General features: G+C 42.0%; 27 protein-coding genes. 20 read left to right on the top strand and 7 right to left on the bottom strand.

What is annotated here, in order from left to right; all coding sequences use genetic code 11:
* Nucleotides 1-14: 14 nt before the first annotated feature.
* Genes C0V70_RS08835 through C0V70_RS08825 form a run of 3 tightly spaced genes read left to right on the top strand, consistent with a single transcriptional unit; the run spans nucleotide 15 to nucleotide 1,810 of the window.
* Nucleotides 15-326 (top strand): hypothetical protein, encoded by a 312-nt coding sequence (locus C0V70_RS08835; protein ID WP_102243499.1) that lies wholly within the window; start codon nucleotides 15-17, stop codon nucleotides 324-326.
* A gap of 3 nt (nucleotides 327-329) precedes the next feature.
* Nucleotides 330-620: a hypothetical protein gene (locus C0V70_RS08830; RefSeq protein ID WP_102243498.1), complete on the top strand. Its 291-nt coding sequence runs from the start codon at nucleotides 330-332 to the stop codon at nucleotides 618-620.
* On the top strand, nucleotides 617-1,810 hold the full coding sequence (locus C0V70_RS08825; protein ID WP_102243497.1) for an Hsp20 family protein: 1,194 nt from the start codon (nucleotides 617-619) through the stop codon (nucleotides 1,808-1,810). The genes C0V70_RS08830 and C0V70_RS08825 overlap by 4 nt, the downstream gene beginning before the upstream one ends.
* Here the strand turns inward: C0V70_RS08825 and C0V70_RS08820 are convergent, their stop codons facing one another.
* Nucleotides 1,811-2,551, bottom strand: a complete 741-nt coding sequence (locus C0V70_RS08820; RefSeq protein ID WP_102243496.1) for an MgtC/SapB family protein — start codon at nucleotides 2,549-2,551, stop codon at nucleotides 1,811-1,813.
* Nucleotides 2,552-2,617: 66 nt separating this feature from the next.
* Here C0V70_RS08820 and C0V70_RS08815 point away from each other — a divergent pair, with 66 nt between their 5' ends.
* Nucleotides 2,618-3,781 carry a phosphatase domain-containing protein gene (locus C0V70_RS08815; protein WP_102243495.1) on the top strand — a complete coding sequence of 388 codons (1,164 nt, stop codon included), beginning with the start codon at nucleotides 2,618-2,620 and terminating at the stop codon, nucleotides 3,779-3,781.
* Here the strand turns inward: C0V70_RS08815 and C0V70_RS08810 are convergent.
* Nucleotides 3,742-3,981 carry a hypothetical protein gene (locus tag C0V70_RS08810; RefSeq protein ID WP_102243494.1) on the bottom strand — a complete coding sequence of 80 codons (240 nt, stop codon included), beginning with the start codon at nucleotides 3,979-3,981 and terminating at the stop codon, nucleotides 3,742-3,744. The two genes, C0V70_RS08815 and C0V70_RS08810, sit on opposite strands and share 40 nt — an antisense overlap.
* Nucleotides 3,982-4,013: 32 nt before the next feature.
* On the opposite strand from C0V70_RS08810, the gene C0V70_RS08805 reads away from it, so the two are divergent.
* Nucleotides 4,014-5,636 (top strand): C45 family peptidase, encoded by a 1,623-nt coding sequence (locus C0V70_RS08805; protein ID WP_102243493.1) that lies wholly within the window; start codon nucleotides 4,014-4,016, stop codon nucleotides 5,634-5,636.
* 50 nt (nucleotides 5,637-5,686) lie between these two features.
* Here the strand turns inward: C0V70_RS08805 and C0V70_RS08800 are convergent, their stop codons facing one another.
* On the bottom strand, nucleotides 5,687-6,295 hold the full coding sequence (locus tag C0V70_RS08800) for a DUF4360 domain-containing protein (protein WP_102243492.1): 609 nt from the start codon (nucleotides 6,293-6,295) through the stop codon (nucleotides 5,687-5,689).
* Nucleotides 6,296-6,522: 227 nt separating this feature from the next.
* Here C0V70_RS08800 and C0V70_RS08795 point away from each other — a divergent pair, with 227 nt between their 5' ends.
* From C0V70_RS08795 to C0V70_RS08775, 5 genes are all read left to right on the top strand, one after another.
* Nucleotides 6,523-7,275 carry a DUF4360 domain-containing protein gene (locus C0V70_RS08795; protein ID WP_102243491.1) on the top strand — a complete coding sequence of 251 codons (753 nt, stop codon included), beginning with the start codon at nucleotides 6,523-6,525 and terminating at the stop codon, nucleotides 7,273-7,275.
* A gap of 119 nt (nucleotides 7,276-7,394) precedes the next feature.
* Nucleotides 7,395-8,219 carry a helix-turn-helix domain-containing protein gene (locus C0V70_RS08790; RefSeq protein ID WP_133566738.1) on the top strand — a complete coding sequence of 275 codons (825 nt, stop codon included), beginning with the start codon at nucleotides 7,395-7,397 and terminating at the stop codon, nucleotides 8,217-8,219.
* A complete protein-coding gene (locus C0V70_RS08785) occupies nucleotides 8,216-8,545 on the top strand; it encodes a hypothetical protein (protein ID WP_102243489.1) in 330 nt (109 codons plus the stop codon). Before C0V70_RS08790 ends, C0V70_RS08785 begins: the two co-directional genes overlap by 4 nt.
* Nucleotides 8,546-8,565: 20 nt before the next feature.
* The gene (locus C0V70_RS08780) at nucleotides 8,566-9,222 is read left to right on the top strand and encodes a class I SAM-dependent methyltransferase (RefSeq protein WP_102243488.1); all 657 of its coding nucleotides are present in this window, start codon (nucleotides 8,566-8,568) and stop codon (nucleotides 9,220-9,222) included.
* A gap of 108 nt (nucleotides 9,223-9,330) precedes the next feature.
* The gene (locus C0V70_RS08775) at nucleotides 9,331-9,984 is read left to right on the top strand and encodes a hypothetical protein (protein WP_102243487.1); all 654 of its coding nucleotides are present in this window, start codon (nucleotides 9,331-9,333) and stop codon (nucleotides 9,982-9,984) included.
* Between the two features lie 23 nt (nucleotides 9,985-10,007).
* Here the strand turns inward: C0V70_RS08775 and C0V70_RS08770 are convergent, their stop codons facing one another.
* Nucleotides 10,008-10,472 (bottom strand): hypothetical protein, encoded by a 465-nt coding sequence (locus C0V70_RS08770; protein ID WP_102243486.1) that lies wholly within the window; start codon nucleotides 10,470-10,472, stop codon nucleotides 10,008-10,010.
* Between the two features lie 164 nt (nucleotides 10,473-10,636).
* Between C0V70_RS08770 and phnD the strand changes: the two genes are divergently transcribed.
* From phnD to phnE, 4 genes are read left to right on the top strand one after another with little or no spacing between them, the layout of a single operon-like run.
* Nucleotides 10,637-11,284: a phosphate/phosphite/phosphonate ABC transporter substrate-binding protein gene (gene phnD, locus C0V70_RS08765; protein WP_243733597.1), complete on the top strand. Its 648-nt coding sequence runs from the start codon at nucleotides 10,637-10,639 to the stop codon at nucleotides 11,282-11,284.
* Nucleotides 11,262-11,540, top strand: a complete 279-nt coding sequence (locus C0V70_RS19220; RefSeq protein WP_243733596.1) for a PhnD/SsuA/transferrin family substrate-binding protein — start codon at nucleotides 11,262-11,264, stop codon at nucleotides 11,538-11,540. The genes phnD and C0V70_RS19220 overlap by 23 nt, the downstream gene beginning before the upstream one ends.
* A gap of 47 nt (nucleotides 11,541-11,587) precedes the next feature.
* On the top strand, nucleotides 11,588-12,346 hold the full coding sequence (gene phnC / locus C0V70_RS08760; RefSeq protein WP_102243485.1) for a phosphonate ABC transporter ATP-binding protein: 759 nt from the start codon (nucleotides 11,588-11,590) through the stop codon (nucleotides 12,344-12,346).
* Nucleotides 12,347-12,369: 23 nt separating this feature from the next.
* Nucleotides 12,370-13,419: a phosphonate ABC transporter, permease protein PhnE gene (gene phnE / locus C0V70_RS08755; RefSeq protein WP_208107796.1), complete on the top strand. Its 1,050-nt coding sequence runs from the start codon at nucleotides 12,370-12,372 to the stop codon at nucleotides 13,417-13,419.
* A gap of 53 nt (nucleotides 13,420-13,472) precedes the next feature.
* Here the strand turns inward: phnE and C0V70_RS08750 are convergent, their stop codons facing one another.
* On the bottom strand, nucleotides 13,473-14,240 hold the full coding sequence (locus C0V70_RS08750; RefSeq protein ID WP_102243484.1) for a substrate-binding periplasmic protein: 768 nt from the start codon (nucleotides 14,238-14,240) through the stop codon (nucleotides 13,473-13,475).
* Nucleotides 14,241-14,247: 7 nt separating this feature from the next.
* Nucleotides 14,248-15,729 (bottom strand): sensor histidine kinase, encoded by a 1,482-nt coding sequence (locus tag C0V70_RS08745; RefSeq protein WP_102243483.1) that lies wholly within the window; start codon nucleotides 15,727-15,729, stop codon nucleotides 14,248-14,250.
* Nucleotides 15,730-15,860: 131 nt separating this feature from the next.
* On the opposite strand from C0V70_RS08745, the gene C0V70_RS08740 reads away from it, so the two are divergent.
* From C0V70_RS08740 to C0V70_RS08715, 6 genes are read left to right on the top strand one after another with little or no spacing between them, the layout of a single operon-like run.
* Entirely contained in the window at nucleotides 15,861-17,504 is a 1,644-nt protein-coding gene (locus tag C0V70_RS08740; protein ID WP_102243482.1) for an ABC transporter substrate-binding protein, read from the top strand.
* Between the two features lie 3 nt (nucleotides 17,505-17,507).
* Nucleotides 17,508-18,524, top strand: coding sequence for an ABC transporter permease (locus tag C0V70_RS08735; protein ID WP_102243481.1), 1,017 nt, complete (start codon nucleotides 17,508-17,510; stop codon nucleotides 18,522-18,524).
* A 2-nt stretch (nucleotides 18,525-18,526) separates the two neighbouring features.
* Nucleotides 18,527-19,393 carry an ABC transporter permease gene (locus C0V70_RS08730; protein WP_102243480.1) on the top strand — a complete coding sequence of 289 codons (867 nt, stop codon included), beginning with the start codon at nucleotides 18,527-18,529 and terminating at the stop codon, nucleotides 19,391-19,393.
* A 1-nt stretch (nucleotide 19,394) separates the two neighbouring features.
* Nucleotides 19,395-20,402: an ABC transporter ATP-binding protein gene (locus C0V70_RS08725; RefSeq protein ID WP_102243479.1), complete on the top strand. Its 1,008-nt coding sequence runs from the start codon at nucleotides 19,395-19,397 to the stop codon at nucleotides 20,400-20,402.
* Nucleotides 20,399-21,361, top strand: coding sequence for an ABC transporter ATP-binding protein (locus C0V70_RS08720; RefSeq protein WP_102243478.1), 963 nt, complete (start codon nucleotides 20,399-20,401; stop codon nucleotides 21,359-21,361). The genes C0V70_RS08725 and C0V70_RS08720 overlap by 4 nt, the downstream gene beginning before the upstream one ends.
* Nucleotides 21,362-21,380: 19 nt before the next feature.
* A complete protein-coding gene (locus tag C0V70_RS08715; protein WP_133566737.1) occupies nucleotides 21,381-21,713 on the top strand; it encodes a hypothetical protein in 333 nt (110 codons plus the stop codon).
* A 4-nt stretch (nucleotides 21,714-21,717) separates the two neighbouring features.
* Here the strand turns inward: C0V70_RS08715 and C0V70_RS08710 are convergent, their stop codons facing one another.
* On the bottom strand, nucleotides 21,718-22,431 hold the full coding sequence (locus C0V70_RS08710; RefSeq protein ID WP_102243476.1) for a hypothetical protein: 714 nt from the start codon (nucleotides 22,429-22,431) through the stop codon (nucleotides 21,718-21,720).
* Between the last annotated feature and the right edge of the window lie 111 nt (nucleotides 22,432-22,542).

Below are 22,542 nucleotides of genomic sequence, written 5' to 3'. Positions count from 1 at the left end.
ATTAGGAGGATTGTTTGGACATTACTTATCGCCCTGAAGAATCAATGAAGGCCCTGATTCACCTTGGAACAACGGGACACTTCCCTCTGTTTCACGACATTTGGATGACTGATCCAGACATGAAAGAAAAAAGATTCCAAAAAATTACAGGAATCGAGCGCGCCAGAGCGAAAAAACTATTTCAACAAGTCTCTAAACACCGCCAGCTTGAACACAAAAAAACAGTACTTCTTTCAATGAGCGATGAAGATAGAAAACTTTTTATGAAAGCTTTCTTTAAACTGGTCGAAGGAAAAATCCTTGATCAAAGGCCGGAGCTTCACTAAAAAATGAAGAAACGCGGATCAATCATTTTACTTTTAACTCTCCTTTCTTCAGAAGCCTTTGGTGAATACAGAGTTTATCAGTATTATGTCCGCTCAAAATTAAAAAACATCAACCCCACTAACGCCCAACTGGTGACTTCAACTATGAACCCTACTGCCTACGCTGTTTATCACGGAGGAAAGGATTCAATTGAAGTGAGCCTTCTGCGTTCATGGGTATGTATGGGCGATACGAGCAAAAAATCCATCTGTAGTATGAGCCAAGGGCGTGAGCTCGAAGGAAGTGCCCAATGAAAATACCTGCTAATTCGGAAATGGCGCAAAGATTTAAGGACAATGAAGACCTCTTAAAACGCATGAATCACGGTCTGGAAAAAAAGATCGCCAGCAAAGAGCAGGAAATCAAACAGGTCGACGAACTCTACGACAAAAAACTCGTTGCTGCTAAAACAGAAGGCGAACGCGAATACATTCAGGGACTGGAGCGCAACAACCAACGCCTGGTCGGTGAAACAAAAAATTACGAAGAAAAAATGCAGGGCTACAAAGACCAGCTCAAAAAGGCCCAGGACACTGTTGAAAAAGAGCAAGAGGCCCTTAAAGGCTCTCATAGAGACAAGCTTGCTGACTTAAAAGATCAGATGGAAACCAACTACCAGGATCAATACTTAAGCTCAGAAGAGTCTCAACGCGAAATCCAGAGCTCTACTCAGGATGCAGTTAAAGAAATCGCCACCAAATCAAAAATTGAAAAAATGGCGATGGAAAGTAACGCTCAATACGAGATCAATGCCCTATCGAGTGAGTTTAACCAAAAAGCGGCCACGGGAGAGCGCAATTTCAGAGAGAAACTCGACAATGATGTCCGTCTTCACAATATGGAAGTCGAAAGACAAAAGAGCGAACTCAAAAAAATGATGACGATGGATGCGGAAAAAAATAAGCGCTTAAGCGATGAAAAAAACCGCGTACACAAAGACCAGCTCTCTTTCCAGGACAAACACCAGCAGGAAATGTTAAAGCAGCGCGAGAGCGATTTTAAAGTGCGGTATGAGCGAATGGTTAAAGAGCATGATGAAATTTTAAATCATCTCAAAACAACATTTGCCGCTGACGTGAAAAAAATGGTCGACCAGACCTCAAGTGAAAAAAAGCAAATCTCAGACAAGGTCGCTGATCCTTTCTACCGCGTTGATAAACTAAACCCAAGTATGGTGGAAGACCTAGAAACAGTGACAATTAGTCTGCCAGTGGCCGACCATGAAAAAGAAAACGTGCACCTTTCAACTCAAGGGCGAAACATTAAAATCACCCTTTCAAGAAAATACTCCGACAGCACTAATGGTGAAGATGGAAGCATGAACAGGTCAACCCGCAGTGAACTTTTCTCAAAAGAGTTCAACGCCAAAGACCTTCTAAGTCCAAAGCACATCACCCAGAACTATCAGGACGGGGTGCTGACTTTTAAAATCAAAAAAGCTTAATTAAGACTCGCTTGTCGTGCTTTTACTTTCAATCTGGTGATAGTGAACGCGGTCGACCTGAACGATGTCGCGAAGTTCATCACCCATGATACGCATTTTTTTCGGGTGCATATACACGTAGAAATCAATGTGTCTTTTGTTGGTTTCCTTATCGACAATCTGCTCATGAAGCTCGTCAATTCTATCAGTCGTGTTGAAAACGATTTCTTTAACCAGGTTTTTAATATCCCCGTGTGAAAGAACTTCAATGTGATAGTATTTGTGGTTTTTTGTCGACTCGAAGCCTTGGTAGATTGGCCCAAGGAGCTTTAAAACCGAAAGAATTGTAATCGTAAAAATAGTAGCAATGACCGGGAATCCATACCCGATTGTCATCCCGATTGACGCCACAACCCAAATAGTCGCAGCTGTCGTTAGTCCGATGATATTACCTTTATCTTTCATGATGGCACCGGCACCAAGGAAACCGATCCCCGAAACGATCTGAGCTGGAATCCTCGCAGAATCGTACTCAATCCCGCCGCCTTGAACGTGCCCGAGCATTGAAATAGCAGTATAAAGCGTCGCTCCTAAACAGATCAAAACGTTCGTTTTGATCCCCGCGTTCTTCATCTTCTGTTCGCGGTCATAACCAACTAAGCTTCCCAGAATCAGACCTGTGACAATCTTGATTCCCATTCCTAAATAAACGTCAACGTTTCCTAAATATTCAATATAGACAGTTTGTTCGACATGCCCCATCTGCAATAATCCTTTTTAACTATTTCTTAATTCTGCTATACTTCATCTAAGAGAGCAACAGCGTTTATGAAAAGACCTCACCTCGTACATTTTTTGGCCATTGTCACTGATGATTCTATCAACATCAAGGCTTCCATTACAATGAAAGAGAACCTGATGGCCCAGAACCTGGACTTCGACATTGTAACGAAGAAACTTCCCATTCAGGCCCTGCGTCTCTTGAACGCTTACCAATTCACTATGAAGATAATTGGGGTCTCAAAGGATCAGCGCGAGATTTATAAAAAATCTTTTGAATCTGATTCTTTTGGAAACTTCAACTTTAAGATTCCGCTGACAAAAGAGCGCGAAGAAATCGAGATCCTGCAAATTTACGAAACCAAAAAAAGACCGGGGCTGGAGCTCCACCTGGGGACATACATCCCTCTGCGCATCTTTTCGCCGAAAAAACTTATTATCTGTGATTTTGACAAGACTCTGGTTGATACAAAGTATTCAACAACCAAAGAAGTGTACCGCTCACTTACGCGCTCGCTGGAGGAAAACCCAACAGTCGCAAGCTCAGTAGAAATTCTTCACCGCTATATCCGTCGCGGGCATCACCCTTTTATTCTTTCGGCCTCTCCGCATTTTTACGAAGATGCCATGAGAGACTGGTTGTATAAGAATAATATTTTCTCGGCCGGAATTTTCTTAAAAGACTACCGCCATTTCTTTTCTTTCATCGACGGCGAATTGACCACGAAGGATTTAAAGCTTCAGGGCCTCTACAAGCTCAATCACCTTTTAGACATTCTGCTGATGACCGGGATTCCGGATGAGCTGGTGCTTATGGGAGATAATTTTGAGTCGGACCCGACGATCTACCTGACGCTGACAAAAATCCTGCGCGAAGACATCGACCCGTGGGTTATCTGGAATGAAATTAAAGAGCAGGATATTTTCCAGCTTAAGAAAAAACAAAACTCGCAGTTTTTAAATAAGATCTATCAGCTGGACAATCTTTTAACCAGAAAGAGAAAAGAAAACCGCGGGAAAAAAATCTCCATTAAGATTTATATCAGAAAGCGCTTCAAAACTGATGAGCTACAACTCTCACCTATCTTTGAAAAGCAAAAGAAGTACCTCGAGATGATTGAGATGTATGACGGGCTTTACCAAGATGAGTTCCAAAAAATGATGGAAGAAGCTCAGGCAAAAAGTGTGAAAGGCGCAGAAAGCACAATATAACCCAGACTCAAAAAAAGCCCGCTGCGGTGAAACTTGCGAGCGCGGTCTTCATCACCTTGAAACATTCCTCTCGTTAATGGAAGAGCGGCAAAATCAAATTTAATAATTTCTAAATACACTCTGAAAAGAGCGGCGATCAGAAGGAAGATATTGAGCCATTGATTGCTTCCAAGGTCATTTGCATTTACAATATCAAACATACATCACTCCACTTTTAGGACCCAACAAAGATATGGATCTACTTACTTTGATCGGTGACATTGACGAAAACTTTTACCAGCTGGGACTCAAAGACCGCGAAGTAGGAAAACTTGTTCATCAAGACGTCAAAATGATGCTGAGAACGCCCTGGAACTCCTTAAACTTAGTCATTCAGGAAGTGGGAAAGGCCGTCCTAAAGAATTCTCTTTTAAAAAACACCGAGCAATTTCGTCACCTAAAACACTATGCTGAAGGCATGGGGATCCCCGTCGATGAGGCGGCCTACGTGATGCTGATTCCAGAACTAGTGAGCTCAATGAGTAAATGGGCCCCGGGATTTATCAAAGGGAACCTGGGCTGCTCGAGTTTTATGCTAAGAAACCCGGAAGGCGAAGTCGTCCATGGACGCATCCTTGATTTCCCTCTCCAGGGCTCGTACGATCGTTATGAGCGCGCTATTTCCTACGACCTGACTGGCATGCCTAAAATGTTAGGTTTTGGAGCAAGTGGTATTCCCTATCCTTCCATCACACTGATGACTGAAGATGGAATCACCCTGGCCTTGCACCAGAAATTCACCAATATCTTTAACCCGAAAGGTATGTCGATTTTTGAATACATCTTTGCGCTGACAAAAGTGGCCCGCGATAAAAAATCGGCCATGGAGTTTATCAACTCCCACCAGACGATTACGACCTGGTGTTTATACATGACTTTTAAAAATGGTGAGGTTCTCGCTTGCGACCTTCACGGCGATAAACCTTTTATCAATGAACTAGAAGTGCCAGAAACCGGAATTCTTTATTTCTGTAATCACCTGGAAGATAAATCACTCAACCAAAGACAATTTCTACCCTTAGGTTTTGACCAATACAACCTGATGAGAGAGAGCATTGCGACTAAGAAGATTCACAACTTCTTAAACAAGAAAAAAACACAACCAACTGAAGCTGAACTTATCCAACTGATGTCTACGCCCCTGGATCAAAAGATTACTTCGCGCAACTTTAAAGACTATGAACTCGACAACGTCACATCAACGAGTCTTTCAATTATGACGATGAATCCGAGCGCAGGACGCGCGCTTTATTTAGGCGGGCCAGCTCCCAAAATTTTTAACACCGATATTATCGAGATCAGCGATTCTTTTGGACGAGCAAAACAATCCCCTCACAAGCTTAAAAAAGCTGTTAACTTCGACCCTGAATACCACACAGGGCTTCACTTAATGATGGAAGCGCAAAAAGGATTTGATGCCCATGATTCGCAGGCGATTTATCATTACCTACAAATGGCCATTGACCATTTAGAACACTACCCGGAAAGAAAAATTGCTGAGTTTTACTTTTTAATCGCTCAGTATTTATATGAATCTCATCCACAAGTTCTGGCGAATTTATTGGGTGAATTTAAGAAGTTTGAAGATCACCTTCCACCTTATCTCAACGACCAGTGCCTGCTTTTTATCGGGCGCCTGGAGAGGATTTTAAAACTTCCTCCAAGTTTAGAAGAAGACAAGATTCAAACGAAAAAATTACGAGAGATTTACAATCGCGAACTCATGATTCCACGAGCGGTTTTTCATGTTGCGAGCAAAGGGATGATTGTCCCGAGAATAGATATCTTAGATGTGATTTACGTTTTAACGGCATAAAAAAAGGCTTCCCGAAGGAAGCCTTTTTTCTTTGGAAGAATCATTATCAACTATAGAGAACATCTTCTCCATTGCAATTGGTATAAAATCCCCGCTTTAAAGTCAGCAGAGTCCACAGTTGCCATCGCTTCATCCATGTAACGGTTTGTCTTTACCAGCATCGCCGCGTTTACACGTAAAATTGTGTCAGCTCCACATGGTGACCAAACTTGCGCGTTGATCCCGATCACGTTTTTAAATGTGTAATCTGTATCTGTGCGGCCTAGGAAAGTTTTATCGAAGCGAGGTCCCAGAGATCCGGCCAGGAAGTATTCAGCAGTAAGGCGCGCAGAGGCCTGTGATGGAAGTGAAACGTACCCGCGGTAGTCGACGTCGATAACTGAAACGCTGTATCCTTGTGGCACGTGAACTGGAATGGCAATATTACAGGTTTTTCGCTCTGTCTGTTTGTTCATCCCTCCAGCTTCAACAATAAACTGATCAAAGATGATTGAAAGTGATTTTGCGTCTTCACTTAGTGTAACAGAAGCAGAGTTAGCTGGACACCCGTTCCCGCCATATCCTGGAACACCAAGCTTGATGTCGTTAAGATCGGCCATGGCCACAGATGAAAGAGTCATAAGTGAAAGACAGAGTCCCAGAAGTTTCTTGTTTGTCATAAATTTTTTCCCCCTCAATGGAAACGAACTTTTTTGTTCGTATTTAATTTTTTTAATGGATATTTTTTTCGAAAGATAGTTCAAAATGCATGAGCTTTGAGTTTGACCGCCACGTGGTTTTTTAGAAAATCATATCATCGCCAGCTGGCGGACAAAAAAGATTCACACGCAGTTTGGCATTGAAAGCAACTCCACCATCCGTTACATATAGAAACATAGGGGGGCCTATGAAAACATTAATCACAGCACTGTCTTTTCTTTCACTCACGACTGCCACATCTTTATATGCGGCCGACTTTAAACTGCAAAACATTCGCGTAGGTGGTGTTGGTTGCCCAAGTGAACTAACAACTATTGTTCTTGCTCCAGACGCGAGCAGCGCCAGTCTAATTTTTTCTCAATTTGAATCGCGCGTTCCTGTTTTAAATGCCGGGCCAAAAGTATCGCGCAACATCTCCACTCTTAACTGTAATATTTTTTTAGATGTTAAAGTCCCAGCGGGTGTCAAACTCGATGCTTTAGAAGTCGCTTACGATATGCGCGGCTTTACGACATTAGACAGAGGTGTTCAGGGAAGCTTTAAAAGTTTTCTCGTAAGTAAATCAGGTCTGGGAACAGAATCAGTGGGGAGCAGAAACCCTGAAACGCTGGCCGAAAGATCGTGGTTTAATACTTTTTCTAATCAGGAGGAAGATTTTACAGTGTCTGCTTTAAAATCCATTGCCATTCCTTCACAGTGTGCCCGTGGATCGGCGACAGATATCGTTTCAATCAGGCTACAACATACATTAAGTAGCCAAATCCTCGCTGGTTTTGAATCCCAGTCTCAGGGAAGTATTACAATGGATACCTCTGATATTAAAGGTGGGCTAAGACTTAGAGCGCTCACTTCATCGTGTGGTTCGCAGCCACAAACTCAACCAGGGAGAAACTGTCGGTTAGTCAGAGTTGGCGGGCGCACACAACAAGTTTGTATCTAAAACTATTGATGGTCAGCTGGTGTCTTAATGGCGCCAGTTGATTCTCTAGACCTAACTCTTTCCTACTTCTCAGTGATTTTTGTTTTGCTTTTTTTATTCAACTGTTACAACCAAGAAATATGAATGAAACAACTTCAGAACATTCACATTCATCTTTCTCAGTTAACCAGGAGCTCAGACGCATGACTGCGGCTTACCTGGATAAACACCCGGGCCTGACACTCAATGCCCTGGCACAACGAAGTGGAGTTCCGGCCACGACGATGAGACGACTCATGCAGGAGGAGCAACGAAGCGAGCTTGCTCCTCACACTGTTTTGGCCCTTACCTCTTACCTATTAAAAGAAAGAAAAATCTCAAAAATCTTAAAACTTGTAGAAGGCCCAATCGCCGATCTGCTCAATAAATGTTTTGATCAATTTATCTTTGATGAGAAATCTTCAACACATGAAATGAGCGCAGATTTAAATACGGTGTTTCAAGATAAATTCTGCTACCTGATCTATAAAATGGCCGCCAACAAAAATGGAACGAGCATTGATGATGTCAAAAATGCTTTTGGCCTGGTGGGATTGAGAAAACTCATCGACCTCATCGATAAAAACTGGATCTTAAAAAATGACAAAGATGAGAGGCTTCACGCCAGAGAAAAAAATTTCTCAGTCGACCTTGCCCTGGCCCACGAACTAAGCCACGCCTTGGTTGATCTCTATAAACCATGTGACGTAAAAAGTGGTTTAAACCTTTTCTACTCGCTTTCTGAAGGCATGAGTGAAGAAGGAATCAAAAAAATAAAAGAAATTGAAAAAGATGCCGTCAAAAAAATTTATGATGTAATGAATACCGAATCCCTTCAAGGGGATCTTCCCTATTTCGCCCTCATCGTCTCAGACGTCATGGGCCCAACGCCTTTAAATGAAGCCAATACAGGAGTGCTCCAATGAAAATAATCATTCTTTCTCTTCTTTTTGTGGTCTCTTCCATGACGAGTGCTTTTGCCATCGATCAGCACAGCCTTGAGGAATTAAAAAAGCAGGGCTTTCAAGTTCGCATGGGGGAATTGACAGGAGCTGGTTCAAAACTTTCATTAGCAAGGCTTGCGGGTTTTATTCACCCATCAGGAATCGTGATGAAGGGCGATTGCAAACAAATCGCTGTTGCCGCCTCAAGTGACCGCGTAGATCCAAAAATTTCAGACGTCACAAAAGTTGTAGTCGATAAAAGCGTCATCTCCGCGCAAGAGTTTGAAGGCTTTTTTACATTTCAATAATCTTAAGTTACGTTAGGGGCATGAGTGATAATACCCTGCCCCCTACACCTAAAGAATTCTGGAGTGACGTCTGGAAAGAAGGCGTGATCCGCTTTCACCAGAAAGACTACAACCAGGCGATGGTTCATTTTTTTAGAGATATCGACCTGAAGAATAAAACAGTTCTCATTCCTCTTGCCGGGAAGACTAACGACATTCTTTTTTTCCTGGAAAAAGGCGCACATGTGACGGCCATTGAATTTTATGAAGGCGCGGTCATGGCCTTCTTCAATGAAAATAACATCCCTTTCACTAAAAAAGATCACACCTATTCTGGCCAAAACATCACGTTTTATGCCGGAGATTTTTTTGACTATAAAAACCATATCCCTTTTGATGTCATGTATGACCGCGCCAGTCAGGTGGTTTTTAATCAGGAAAACAGGCCCGCTTACTACGCCCACATGTCGACTCTCATTGATAAACACACCATTCTTTTTTTAGGTGCTATTGATCATCAGGGGCCACATGATTACGGACCTCCCTTTAAAATTTCACCAGAAGAAGTGATGAGTGCTTATAAAAATATGGGCATTTTTCTTGAGATGGTCAGCTCCCAAATGAATGCGGCCAGTGAGAAAATGCAGGCCGTAGGCATTGAAGAAGTGCAGACCTACTTTCTTTCTAATATCCAATAACGCTTCTTTAAATGCTTCTTCAAAACGAAAACCTAACACAATCATAACTTGAGAGTCGTTTGTAAAACTGGCATAAATCGGCCAAAACAACCCTGTAAGGAGACACTCATGAAAACTATGCTTTCACTGGCCCTACTCTTAACGTCAATTAGTTCATTTGCTTTTGAACAAAAAGCAACTTTGGATTTCACAAATACTTACGCAAACACAAACGCAGGTCTTTATGAAATGACAGTTAACCTAAGCGCTAAAAAAACAGTTTCTGAAACAACTCTCTCTTTCAGCACTCACCGCGATGACAACGATCTTTTCTGTGTCACAACTGCTAATTTTGAAGTTGGTGAAATGAATTTCAAACTTGCTGACAAAAACACTGGATGGACAAAAAACATCACGAAAAAAGTTTTTGCTTCAATCACTCACCAGTCTGACGATGAGACATGTGAAACAAACCTGGAAAAATTCGCAGGAAGCACAAACCTATACGCTTCACTTTCACTTGAAGGCGCTATCGCTCTTCCAGTAAAAGCTCCCTTTGACTACACATCTGTTGGTGTATGGCTTTCTCCATTCAATGGATACCTTTACCTGAATGCTAACGTTGAAGTAAAAGGCACTAAGCTTTCACTTGACCCAAGTGAATTATTAACTTCGAGATCAATTCTTTCAACTAACGTTGACAACAAAGCTGTTGGATACTTCGTGTACGCTTCAAAAGAAGCAACGACGCTTTCACTAGCTGTTGGTCAAGTTAAGTTCTAAAAAATAAGTGGGTCGGGCAGGAGTTATTTCTGCCCGATTTTTAGCATTTTCTGAATATACTCTACTGATGAATTAAGATTTCTGATATCTGACTGAACCTTCTCGATGTCTTCATTTTTAAGCGTTAAAATATCCGCCTTTAATTTATCCATTTCTTGCATCGTAGGTCCCGGAGCTGCTTGAGCTGCGGCGGGAGAATCTGTTTTTTTCTCTCCTAATTGATCCTGGATTTTTTTGATATCCTGCTCTCTGATGGCCTTGACGATATCTTCAAGAGTTTTAATTTTTATGGCGTTGGCATCCAGTTTGGCCTCCATATTTTTCAAAGAGCCCGACAACTCCATCAAGTAGCGCTCAAGGTTATCGATTTGCTCTTTCTTATTTAGGCCTGTGTTGTCTGTGGATTGATAGGTTTTAATCTCCGCAAATGTGCTCGTCGTTAAGGCCATCGTAAGCGCCAGCATTGAAAAAACAGTCTTCTTACTCACTGCAACATCCTCTCAAATAAGATCTCTTCACTGTAAAAAGTAACATCTTTTCAAAAAACGGCCAATAAAATCAATTCCTGACTAACCAAATCTAATATTCTATGTTAGTTTGACCCATCATTTTTTAATATAAACTGTTGAATTCTTTATTCTAGGAGATTTTCATGAAGTTCTTGAAAAGACCGTTAGTGGGCCTTTTACTGATTGCTGTGTCTACTGTTGCTATGGCCGAAGACAAACTAGGTACTCGCGATAACCCAGTTAAAATTTTCTTCACGCCTTCTGTTGATGCCAACACAATTGCTACAAACTCAACTTCTTTCCTGAAATTCATGGAAAAAGAAACAGGACTTTACTTCAAGTCTGGGATTCCATCTAACTTCATCGCTGTAGTAGAAGCTTTCGGTTCAAACCGTGCTGACGTTGCGGTTATGAACTCTTTTGGTTACCTACTTGCTAATACAAAATTCGGAGCAGAAGCTAAACTTAAAGCTCTTCGCCACGGAAAAGACTACTACGCTGGAGCGATCTACGTCTCTGCAAAGTCTGGAATCAAAGACCTTAAAGACCTAAACGGAAAGAAATTCGCCTTCACAGACGCTTCTTCAACTTCTGGATACCTTTACCCGCTAAAAATCTTCAAAGATGCTAAAGTTCAACTTGGAAACACAATGTTTGCTCAAAAGCACGACAACGTCATCACTATGATCTACCAAGGTCAGGTTGATGCTGGTGCAGCTTTCTACTCTGATGCTTTCGATGGAAAAATCAAAGACGCAAGAGAGAGTTATGACTCAATTCCCAGACGTTGAGCAAAAAGTAAAAGTTCTAAAAATCACTGACAAAATTCCTAACGACCCATTCGTATTCAGAAAAGGAATCGATCCAGCAATCACTACTAAGATCGTTGCTGCTCTTAACAAGTACCTTTCAACTGAAGAAGGAAAAACGACTTTCAAAAACATCTACGCTATCGACGGAATCGTACCTGCTTCAAACAAGGACTACGACTCTCTTCGCGCAGTTATTAAAGCTGCTAACGTAGACGTTGGTGCTCTAGTTAAGTAATTAACTGAACTTTTTTTTTGAACTCATTTATATAGGAATAGATTGATATGTTAGAAATCAAAGGACTCGAAAAGGTTTACCCGAACGGCCACCACGCCCTGAAGAATGTCTCTTTCAGTGTGCCTCAAGGGGAATTTTTAGTTGTTATCGGTTTATCAGGTTCTGGTAAATCTACTATGCTTAGATGTATTAACCGCCTTCACGACCCGACAGGCGGGGAAATTGTCTTCCATGGGACAGATACAACAAAACTTAAAGGAAAGGCGCTTCGTAAAATCAGATCGGAAATCGGAATGATTTTCCAGCATTTCAATCTTATTCCTAGAAAAACAGTTATGGAAAACGTGCTTTCTGGAAACCTGTCTCGCACAGGAATCCTGGCAAGCATCTTCGGAATCCACTCTCCAGAGACTCGTGCTCTGGCCCAAAAGTACATTGAGATCGTAGGTCTTAAAGGAAAAGAGAGAAACAGAGCTGACAACCTTTCAGGTGGTCAACAGCAACGTGTAGCGATCGCTCGCGCACTTATGCAAAATCCAAAAATCTTACTAGCTGATGAACCGGTGGCTTCACTTGACCCGGCGACATCACACTCAGTTATGCAATACCTGAAAAAGGTTAACGAAGAACTAGGTGTAACAGTTATTTGTAACCTGCACTTCCTTTCACTTGTTCGTCAGTACGCTCACCGTGTAGTGGCACTTAAAGGCGGAAAGATGATCTACGACGGGAAACCGTTAGAGATCAACGAAGAATGGTTCAAAACTATTTACGGCGAAGACGCTGTAGAAGTAACAATTAACTAATTTACGATCACGAGATAAATATAATGAAACAAAAAACGCACAAAACACCAAACAAATACGTTCAAAGCTTTAAAGCTTACGTTCTTGATACATTAGCATGGGCCTACATGGCACTTGTCGCTTATAAAGTTATTTACGAGAAGATCATTATTGATGAGCGCTACCCAGAGTTCACATGGAACCAGCCGCTACTCGCTCTTTATATTGGTCTGGCCATTGCGGCAGTATTATTCTTTACAAAATTCTCTCTAGGTCGCGGAATGTTCGGACTACTAAAGTACGACGAAAACGAAAGCCCGACGTCTCAACCGTTTGCATGGATTGGATACCTGCTTATCCTTTTAACATTCATTACGGGTTTCTACTCTTCTCAGGTGTCACTAAAAGAATTCCTTTCTGAAAGTGGTCTTGAAGGAGCTAAACGTATCTTTAAAGCACTTTTCAACCCGAACTGGGGAATCTTTGAAGAAGGTCTATTCGCAGCGATCGAAACAATCTACATGGCATTCATTGCCACTGCAGTGGCTATTCCTATCGCTTTCCTATTAGGATTTTTCGCAGCAAGAAACCTTATGAACTCTAACCCAGTTCTATTCTTCTGCTACAACGCTTTAAGAGCTTTCTTAAACATCTCTCGTTCTATCGAGCCACTAGTCTGGGCGATTATCTTCTCTGTCTGGGTTGGTATCGGACCTTTCTCAGGGATGCTTGCTCTTTGTATCCACTCAATTGCTTCACTTACTAAACAGTACTCTGAGCAAATTGAATCAATCGACGACGGTCCAATTGAGGCGATCACTGCAACAGGTGCTCACCCAATCCAGATCGTATGGTTCGGGGTTGTACCTCAAATCGTTCTTCCATACCTTTCATACACGATCTACCGTTGGGACATCAACGTTCGTATGGCGACAGTCATCGGTCTTGTTGGTGGTGGTGGTATCGGTAACCTTCTAATGCAATACCAAGGTCAAGCACGTTGGAATGAAGTAGGTATGCTGGTTATCCTGATTGCTGCTATCGTTTGGACGATGGACTGGGCCTCTTCTAAGCTTCGCGAAGCTCTAAAGTAATTTCTCTTAAAATGCATATAAAAAAGGCCTCCATCTCGGAGGCCTTTTTATTTCTATCCGGCCCAATCACTCAGGCCATATCGTAGAAGTATCTCTTTTAATTTACCGCTCTTTCTTAACTCTTCCATCCCCTCATCCAAAATCTTTGCATACTCTTTAGACTTGGGGTTGGACGGAGAAAAAGCGATAAAAAGATCGGGGTCATTTGCCAGGTTTTTACTGACTGCTTTAAAGATCTTTTTATCTTTATTTAACTTTTTCATGTTGTAGCCAAGCACGAGTGGATTTTCCACAAAGGCCATGAGCCTTCCAGACTCTGTCATCTGAATCAATCTCAATAATGGAGACTCTCCAGAAACTTCTTTAATCGATTTGTGTTTTTTCTTAACCAGCTTATCAATTTCGTCGCCATAGCTGTAATCGTTGACGGTTCCTACGGATACGTAATCCAAAGAGCCTTCATCTTTGTAGCTCCATCTGCTGTCTTTAAGTGCCCAGAAATAATTCACTAGGATACCAGTGGGAACCTGAGGAATCACAAACTCTCTCACATCTGCGCGGCTGGCGCCAATGACGGCATCATACTCTCCGATTTTTACATCAGAGAGAACGCGCGCCCAGTTCATTACATCGTAGTCAATCGTATAGCCTTTTTTCTTAAACACTTCACGGGCGATTTCCACCATAAATCCCGGGTGGTCGGATTTTGGATCACAGGCATAAGGGCACCAGATATCAGAGCGCATAGAAATCACCTTATCTTTGGCCTGCAAAGAAAAACTTAAAATCAGACAAAGGATAAGAGAGAGTGGTTTAACCATAATCTCCTCACGCGCTTTTTTGAATCGCTTGTATTTTTTTTAACGTAAAAATGAATTGTGTATTCATGGAGCGATCATTGTATTCCAATATCCCTTCATGCTCTTCGATAATTCCCTTGGAAATAGAAAGTCCAAGACCGGTTCCCTTGTTAAGCTCTTTCGTCGTAAAAAAGGGACGCATGATTTTTTCCTGCAGCCCTTCGGGAATACCATTACCACTGTCTGTGACATAGAAATAAATCATGTCTCCCCTGTCTTTAACTGCCAATGTGATCCAGCGGGCATCGGGAGAATGAATAATAGCATCGACGGCGTTTCCAATTAAATTAACCAACACTTGAGAGATTTGGACTTCACGCCCTTCGGCCATCAGTGAGTGATCATCAATTGAAATATCAAAATTAATATCATGGGATTTAATTTTCATCTCAACCAGCATCTTCACATCTTCAATCATACTCACAATAGAAAAAGGCACCTTCGGGTCAGCATTTCCATCGCGGGAAAGAGACTTTAGCCCTTTGATGATCTTGGCAATTCTCTTAACCATCGCCTGCACTTTGGTCACTGATTGGGCAGCTTCCGGAGGAAGGTTATAGTCCAATTCGTGTTTTTTTAATTTGTTAATATGTAAGTCAATAACGGTGAGCGGGTTATTGATTTCGTGGGCCACATCAGCGGCCATTTCCCCTACAGCTGCCAGGCGGGCCGTATTGAGGTTTTTACTCATCTGGTCTTCAAGTTCGGCCGTTCGCTCTTGAACCAGTTTTTCTAAATCATTGGTATAGTACATGATGTCGTTGTTGCGTTTTTCAATCATGCTGGCGGCCTGATTCAGGGCACGCGAAACGGTTTCCAGCTCATCCGGAAGGCCTTCTTCCATCACCATGCGATAGTCTTCATTCTCTAAACGGTGAACCTGTTTTAGGATTTTATTCAAAGGCGATGTTAGTGTCTGGTTGTAATAAAAACGAACAAGCTGGGAAACCAAAAGAAGCATTAAAAGCGACACCACAAGAATCAGCCCCAGCTGATTTCTAATAGCGACGATGTATCCTTCATTGGTCATGGCAATGGAAATAGTCGCAATGTACTGCTTGCCTTTAAAAAGCTTGATGGTCTTCGTTTTTGTGTATGGAAGCTTCTCTGCCAGGCCAAAAGAAGCGATATTGTTAATCCCTTTTTCAAATAATGTGCTGTGCTCATTCGTCTCAATCTTAAGCGCCGTAATATAAGTGTACTTGCTGTCGATTAAGAGAGAATTCCCCACCTCTTCAATCTGGTGCTGGTCATAGGTCCAGATGGGTTCCGTCAGGGCCTTTTTAATGAACTCCGACTTCTCTTCCAATTCGTTTTCCAGGAAGTTTTCTCCGAAGGAAAGCACTGTCAGATACACCACCGACGTAATGAGAAGAATCGAGCCCGCAGTCAGCGCCAGTGCCGACAAGGTCAATTTCTTAGAAAGACTGGTGGAAGTTAAAATACTCATTAAAAGCTAATCCTAGCATGCCCTAGTGTCAGAAAATGTAAGCTTATGCTTACGGTCTTTTATCGGAGTTCTTGAGAAGAAAAGAACAAAATTTTACCTAAAAAACGACTAAAAAAGTTGTCAGAAAGGATATGTTATTAAACAATTATCATTACCTTTTATTAATCAACCACACCAAAAACCAAAGAGGGAATGTGAAAGCACTTCTATTTTTAGCGTTATCGTTATCTTTTGGAGCACAAGTACAGGCAAAGAACTTTGTTTACTGCTCTGAAGGCTCACCTAGTTCATTTAACCCACAGTTAGTCACAGATGGGACATCAATCACTGCCTCATCGGCAAACATCTATAACAGACTTGTAGAATTTGAAGCTGGAAGCACAAAAGTTGTTCCTGCTCTTGCCAGCTCATGGGAAGTTTCAAAAGACAAGAAGACATACACTTTCACTCTGAGAAAAGGTGTAAAGTTTCACACGACTAAATACTTCACTCCAACTCGTGAGTTCAATGCTGAGGATGTAGTGTTTTCAATTGAAAGACAAAGAAACAAGTCTCACCCTTACCACAATGTTGGTGGCGGAAAGTACGAGTACTTCGATGGAATGGAAATGGGAACGTTAATCAAAGACATCAAAGTTCTTGATCCATACAAAGTGCAAATCACACTTGCTCAGCCAGACGCTCCGTTCATCGCCAATATGGCCATGAGCTTTATGAGTATCCTTTCAAAAGAATACGCAGATAAACTAGCTGCCAGCAAAAAAATGGCCGACATGGATAACTTCCCTATTGGAACTGGTGCTTACCAATTCATCTCTTACCAAAAAGACTCTGTTATCCGTTACGAAGAAAATAAATCATTCTGGGGTAAAAAAGGAAACGTAGATAAACTTATCTTCGCCATCACTCCTGACGCTAACGTTAGAACTCAAAAGCTAAAAACGGGTGAATGCCAAATGGCGACAGACCCATCTCCTGCTGACGTAGCTGAGATGAAAAAGAACCCAAAGCTTACAGTGATGGAAGACGCTGGTCTTAACATCGGGTTCCTGGCAATGAACGTAACGAAAAAACCATTCGACAACGTTCTGGTAAGACAAGCGATCTCTCATGCTCTTGATAAACAAACTTATATCAAAGCAATCTATATGGGGAACGCTACTCCTGCTAAAAACCTTATCCCGCCGACAATCTGGTCATACAACAACTCTGTGACTGACTACAATTACGACGTAAATAAGGCAAAAGAGCTTCTAAAAAAAGCAGGTCTGCCAAACGGATTTGAAACAGAAATGTGGACTCTTCCAGTAGCTCGCCCATACAACCCGAACGGGAAGAAAATGGGAGAACTAATGCAAGCGGACCTGGCAAAAATCGGAATTAAGGTAAAACTTATTTCTTACGACTGGCCGACATACCTTGAGAAATCAAAACAAGGTGCTCACTCAATGCTACAAATGGGATGGACTGGAGATAACGGAGACCCGGATAACTTCTTTAACGTACTTCTTGGATGTGCGAGTGTTAAATCTGGAAGTAACTATCCAAGATGGTGTAACCAGAAGTTCAACAAGCTAATCACTGATGCAAAACTGGCAACAGACATCAAGACAAGAACAAAATACTACATGGAAGCTCAAGTGATTGCTCACAATGAAGCCCCTCTAGTTAACATTGCCAACTCAAAAACATTCAAGGTGATGGCAAAAAACATTAAAGGCTACAAGCTTGATCCATTAGGACAAGATTACTTAACTAACATTACTGTTGAATAAAAAATGAAATACATCGCTAAAAAATTACTAGACTTGATCCCGACATTGCTCGGGATCAGTCTTGTTTGCTTCTTTTTAATCAGACTGATTCCGGGAGACCCGGTTCTAAATCTTATCGGTGAGCGCGGGGCCGATCCGGCACGCTATCTGGAAATGAAAAAGGCCCTGGGCCTTGATCTTCCGATCACTGAGCAGTTTTGGATTTATCTAAAGAGCATTTTTAGAGGTGACATCGGGACATCGATTATTTCCAACAACTCTGTCTGGAATGAATTTATCGAGCGCTTCCCTGCTACATTAGAACTTGGAATCGTCGCTCTGATTGGCGCTACAGTTATCGGAATCCCTGTGGGGATTTTCGCGGCAATGAAGAGAAACAGCTTCTTTGATTATTTCTTAATGAGTACTTCACTTGTTGGTTACTCAATGCCGATTTTCTGGTGGGGTCTTATCCTCATCCTTTTATTCTCAGTAAAAATGGGAATCACACCGGTTTCAGGCCGCATTGATTTTATCTACGACATTCCGGTTTTCTCAGGATTGTATTTAATCGATACACTTCGTCCGGAAGTTTTCTCGCAAGAAGGATTCGGGCCATTTTTAAGTGCACTAAAGCATCTTATTCTTCCTTCAATCGCCCTGGGGACTATTCCTCTGGCGGTTATTGCCCGCATGACTCGTTCATCAATGCTGGAAGTTTTAGGTGAAGACTACATCAGGACAGCAAAAGCAAAAGGGATGAGCAAAAAAAGAATCATCTACATTCACGCTTTAAGAAATGCCCTGGTTCCTATTATCACAACACTGGCACTTCTTTTTGGTTCCATCATCACTGGTGCGATTTTAACTGAAACGATTTTTAGCTGGCCGGGTATCGGCAAGTGGATCGTGGCAAGTATCACTGCCCGCGATTATCCGGTTATCCAAGGCGGAGTTCTTATCATTTCTTTCGTGATCGTTTTAACTAACATCATCGTTGATATTATTTATTATTTACTTAACCCAAAAATGAGGAGCTAAAAATGAGAGTCTTTTTAAGCGAACTCTTTTTTGAGTTAAAGAAAAATAAAGGATCAATGATTGGAGTTGTTATCATTATCCTTTCTGTCGTCGTGGCACTTTTAGCACCTGTACTTGCTCCACACGACCCGACTCATATTAATGCTGAGTTTTTAAAACTTCCTCCAAGCTTTGCTGAAGGTGGAAATGCCCTATTTCCACTGGGAACAGACGACTTGGGTCGCGATCTTCTGAGCCGTTTAATCTATGGTTCACAAGTCTCGCTCTCTGTTGGTTTTGCCGTGGTTGTTCTCTCACTTATCACCGGGACATTTCTTGGTGTCGTGGCCGGATACTTCGGTGGATGGGTTGATAAAACTATTATGAGGCTCACTGACCTTATTATGTCTCTTCCAAGTATTCTTTTTGCCATCGTTATCGTTGCGGTCTTAGGACCTGGAATCAGCAATGCCATCATCGCCGTTAGTATCGTGGCCGTTCCAAACTTCGTGCGTATTATCCGTGCGCAAGTAATGGTGGAAAAAAACCGCCAGTACGTTCACGCTGCAAAACTTTTTGGGGCCTCTCACTTTAGAATCATGTTCGTTGAGATTCTTCCAAACTGCATGGCCCCTTTAATTGTTCAGGCCTCACTAGGCTTTAGTGATGGGATTCTTAACTGTGCCGCTTTAGGATTTTTAGGTCTTGGTGCCCAAGCTCCTATGTCTGAATGGGGAACAATGCTTTCAGATGCCAGAAGCTATATTGAAAGCTCGCCTTGGATGGTGACGCTGCCAGGGCTTTGTATCTTAGTCATCGTATTATCTTTTAACTTACTAGGCGACGGGCTTCGCGATGCCCTTGACCCTCGTTTAAAAAAGCAGAACTAAAATGTTATTAGAAGTTTCAAAATTAAATATTCATTTTAAGTCTGACCGCTCACCTGAGCCGATTCATGCGGTTCGCGATCTTTCTTTCACCCTTAAACAAGGTGAAATGTTAGGAGTTGTTGGTGAGTCTGGATCAGGAAAAAGTATCACTAACATGGCGCTAATGGGTCTTCTACCCGATACCGCGATTGTTAGAGCGGAGAAGGCCAACTTCAACGGCCACAATCTTTTAAACTTAAAAGAAAAAGAATGGCAAAAAGTCAGAGGTCAAGAAATCGCTATGATTTTCCAGGACCCGATGACAGCGCTTAACCCTTTTCTTTCTGTTCAGTTCCAGATGGTAGAAACAATCCAGGGTCACCTAAAACTTTCTAAAAAAGATGCCATTGATAAAAGTATTGAACTTCTAAATCTGGTAGGGATCCCTTCGCCGAAAGACCGTCTTAAGTCTTATCCGTTTGAGCTCTCAGGTGGGATGGCCCAAAGAGTGATGATCGCCATGGCGATTTCAACCAACCCAAAACTTTTAATTGCCGATGAGCCGACAACGGCCCTCGATGTAACAATCCAAAAGCAGATTTTAAATCTTATTAAAATGCTCCAGGAAAAAAACAACATGTCAGTCATCTTAGTCACTCACGACTTAGGTGTTGTGAGTGAATACTCCGAGCGCCTACAAGTTATGTACGCTGGAGAAATTGTCGAGACAGGTGCGACTGCCGACTTAGTCAGACACCCTCGCCACCCGTACACTCACGCTCTTTTAGCGTCTCGCCCGGGGGCCGTGGTTGATGATAAAAAACGTATCCCTAAAACCCCACTTCCATCAATTTCAGGAATTGTCCCGGCCTTCCACCAAAGACCATTGGGATGCCAGTTCAATCCAAGATGCCAGTATATGACTCATGAATGTCAGCAAGGTCACATCGCCATCGTCGGTGAAGGCCCACAAAACGACAACTTCCGCGAATACCGTTGTATTCACCCTATTGAGGAGGCCATCAGATGAGCCAAGTGAATACACCTATTTTAGAAGTTAATGATGTTCATAAGATTTTTGAAATCAAAAAAGCGTTTAAGCCTAAACTTGAACTAAAAGCGCTTTCAGAAATCAATTTTTCTCTCTCAGCTAACGAGACATTAGGGATCGTTGGAGAATCTGGATGTGGAAAAAGTACATTGGCAAAAGTCCTGACTCAATTAGAGATTCCAACAAAAGGCGATATTAAGCTTTTAGGAAAATCATACAAAGACTATAACTCTCGTGAGTTTCACTCGCTGATTCAAATGGTTTTCCAGGACCCTTACCAGTCTTTAAACCCAAGAAAAAAAGCATTCGACATCATCGCCGATCCTCTGCGCATCAACAGCGATAAATCAGAAGCAGAAATTAAAGAATTAGTTTATGCCATGATGAAAAAAGTAGGTCTGCGTGAAGAATTCGGTTCGCGCTACCCTCACCACTTCTCAGGTGGACAAAGACAGCGTTTAGGGATTGCCCGCGCCTTAATGTTAAGACCTAAAGTTCTTATCCTTGACGAGCCGGTTTCAGCTCTGGATGTTTCTATTCAAGCTCAGGTTCTAAACCTCTTGATGGAACTTCAGCAGGAATTTTCTCTTTCATACTTATTTATTTCTCACGATCTTTCAGTCGTCGAGCACATTTCTGACCGCATCTTAGTTATGTATTTAGGTCGCATTGTTGAATACGGTCCACGCGACCAACTCTTCAACAACCCGAAACACCCATACACTAAAATTCTTCTTGAAAGTGCTCCAAAAATTACCGGTGAGCATGTGGAGAAAGTGACAAGCGATGTTGCCCCAAGTGAAGCACCATCGGCATTGTATCTACCAAAAGGATGTGCTTTTGCTCCAAGATGCCCGATGAGAACAGATCATTGTATGGAGTCGATTCCACACCTTGAAATGAAAGAAGGACGTCAGGTTGCTTGTTTTAATGCTTAGATTTAGGTAGATGCTTTATATGAAAACGTTAATGATAATTGCCCTTTTTTCTTTCTCACTCAACGCTTACTCGCTAGAAAAATATGTTTGCACGACCGGCAATTTAAAACTAGAGATCACCGTCACTGAAGAACCTGAAGGAAAATTCGTCCACTGGATTTTGGGCCTCATCAAAGATGAGAGTGCCTCACTAGATGGGCGTGGTCGTTGGCAAAAAGAAGTCGAATCAGACGATGCTTTTTCTGCTTACAATGAAGAAACGGCCATTGCTTACAAAAATAAACGCGCTGTCTTTGTTAACGGCACAAACCTGGGAGATGCTATTTTATTTCCTGTCTGTGTTGCCCTATAGACTGTTATAGGCCCTTTCTATAATCAATTTGATAAAGATCACGCACAAACATCACCGGAAGTTTTCCGTCCAGGAATTGTTCAATAATGCTGTTTCCTCTTTTTGAAGCGTCCCATTCCAGGTGAATGTGGGCATTGAAGAGATCTGAGCCTGTATTATAGCTTGAAAGAACATTGTAACAATTTTCAATACTCGTCCCCTTAAGGGTACTTGATTGTTGGTAGAAGTTTACGCAATTAAGAGCGCGAATGGGTTTATCGTATGCAAAAGGAGTCGGCTTAGAAACTCCGTCAATTAAGATCGTAAGATTTGGCAGCTGCCCGCATTTCTTTAGATACATATCCGCCAGCTTCTGGGACATCTTAGCTCCCCAGCTATTGACCATCATGATAAGACCTTGCTTCTTTTTACACTCGCCTTTTTCATCGACGGCAAGATTCATGACTGATTTTAATTCCGAGTCTTTTGAATAATGAGAAAGATAGACCGTTTTAAAGATTTTTTTATGGTTAATGTTCATGTACGTCCAAACACCACTGGCCTCTGAACCTTTTCCGACAATATTAGAAAAAATATCCTCGCTTTCACTTTTATCTCTTCCGGTTTTAAAACCAGAAACGGCCACCAGAAGATATTTATCCGCATGGGCAGAGGGTTCAACATAGTCCGCGCCAAAAGCGCTTCCTGCCAGAGTAAGGGCAATAAGTAGTGTTTTCATAAGAAGGGATAATACAAAGAAGGGGCCAAAAAAAGCGATGAAAATACAGGGGGTTTTGTAGAAAGAAAACAGGAAGGCCGCCTAAAGACTAGACGGCCGTATAACTCTTAA

The organism is Bacteriovorax stolpii (assembly GCF_002872415.1).
Classification (GTDB): domain Bacteria; phylum Bdellovibrionota; class Bacteriovoracia; order Bacteriovoracales; family Bacteriovoracaceae; genus Bacteriovorax; species Bacteriovorax stolpii.
The sequence above is the reverse complement of the archived record's forward strand: the minus strand, read 5'-3'. Positions and strand labels throughout refer to the sequence as shown.

Excerpts from the sequence above, each read along its gene's own strand:
- C0V70_RS08830 (WP_102243498.1), top strand. The coding sequence starts at position 330 with ATGAAGAAACGCGGATCAATCATTTTACTTTTAACTCTCCTTTCTTCA.
- C0V70_RS08825 (WP_102243497.1), top strand. The coding sequence starts at position 617 with ATGAAAATACCTGCTAATTCGGAAATGGCGCAAAGATTTAAGGACAAT.
- C0V70_RS08820 (WP_102243496.1), bottom strand. The coding sequence starts at position 2,551 with ATGGGGCATGTCGAACAAACTGTCTATATTGAATATTTAGGAAACGTT.
- C0V70_RS08815 (WP_102243495.1), top strand. The coding sequence starts at position 2,618 with ATGAAAAGACCTCACCTCGTACATTTTTTGGCCATTGTCACTGATGAT.
- C0V70_RS08810 (WP_102243494.1), bottom strand. The coding sequence starts at position 3,981 with ATGTTTGATATTGTAAATGCAAATGACCTTGGAAGCAATCAATGGCTC.
- C0V70_RS08805 (WP_102243493.1), top strand. The coding sequence starts at position 4,014 with ATGGATCTACTTACTTTGATCGGTGACATTGACGAAAACTTTTACCAG.
- C0V70_RS08800 (WP_102243492.1), bottom strand. The coding sequence starts at position 6,295 with ATGACAAACAAGAAACTTCTGGGACTCTGTCTTTCACTTATGACTCTT.
- C0V70_RS08795 (WP_102243491.1), top strand. The coding sequence starts at position 6,523 with ATGAAAACATTAATCACAGCACTGTCTTTTCTTTCACTCACGACTGCC.
- C0V70_RS08790 (WP_133566738.1), top strand. The coding sequence starts at position 7,395 with ATGAATGAAACAACTTCAGAACATTCACATTCATCTTTCTCAGTTAAC.
- C0V70_RS08785 (WP_102243489.1), top strand. The coding sequence starts at position 8,216 with ATGAAAATAATCATTCTTTCTCTTCTTTTTGTGGTCTCTTCCATGACG.
- C0V70_RS08780 (WP_102243488.1), top strand. The coding sequence starts at position 8,566 with ATGAGTGATAATACCCTGCCCCCTACACCTAAAGAATTCTGGAGTGAC.
- C0V70_RS08775 (WP_102243487.1), top strand. The coding sequence starts at position 9,331 with ATGAAAACTATGCTTTCACTGGCCCTACTCTTAACGTCAATTAGTTCA.
- phnD (WP_243733597.1), top strand. The coding sequence starts at position 10,637 with ATGAAGTTCTTGAAAAGACCGTTAGTGGGCCTTTTACTGATTGCTGTG.
- C0V70_RS19220 (WP_243733596.1), top strand. The coding sequence starts at position 11,262 with ATGACTCAATTCCCAGACGTTGAGCAAAAAGTAAAAGTTCTAAAAATC.
- phnC (WP_102243485.1), top strand. The coding sequence starts at position 11,588 with ATGTTAGAAATCAAAGGACTCGAAAAGGTTTACCCGAACGGCCACCAC.
- phnE (WP_208107796.1), top strand. The coding sequence starts at position 12,370 with ATGAAACAAAAAACGCACAAAACACCAAACAAATACGTTCAAAGCTTT.
- C0V70_RS08750 (WP_102243484.1), bottom strand. The coding sequence starts at position 14,240 with ATGGTTAAACCACTCTCTCTTATCCTTTGTCTGATTTTAAGTTTTTCT.
- C0V70_RS08745 (WP_102243483.1), bottom strand. The coding sequence starts at position 15,729 with ATGAGTATTTTAACTTCCACCAGTCTTTCTAAGAAATTGACCTTGTCG.
- C0V70_RS08740 (WP_102243482.1), top strand. The coding sequence starts at position 15,861 with ATGTTATTAAACAATTATCATTACCTTTTATTAATCAACCACACCAAA.
- C0V70_RS08735 (WP_102243481.1), top strand. The coding sequence starts at position 17,508 with ATGAAATACATCGCTAAAAAATTACTAGACTTGATCCCGACATTGCTC.
- C0V70_RS08730 (WP_102243480.1), top strand. The coding sequence starts at position 18,527 with ATGAGAGTCTTTTTAAGCGAACTCTTTTTTGAGTTAAAGAAAAATAAA.
- C0V70_RS08725 (WP_102243479.1), top strand. The coding sequence starts at position 19,395 with ATGTTATTAGAAGTTTCAAAATTAAATATTCATTTTAAGTCTGACCGC.
- C0V70_RS08720 (WP_102243478.1), top strand. The coding sequence starts at position 20,399 with ATGAGCCAAGTGAATACACCTATTTTAGAAGTTAATGATGTTCATAAG.
- C0V70_RS08715 (WP_133566737.1), top strand. The coding sequence starts at position 21,381 with ATGAAAACGTTAATGATAATTGCCCTTTTTTCTTTCTCACTCAACGCT.
- C0V70_RS08710 (WP_102243476.1), bottom strand. The coding sequence starts at position 22,431 with ATGAAAACACTACTTATTGCCCTTACTCTGGCAGGAAGCGCTTTTGGC.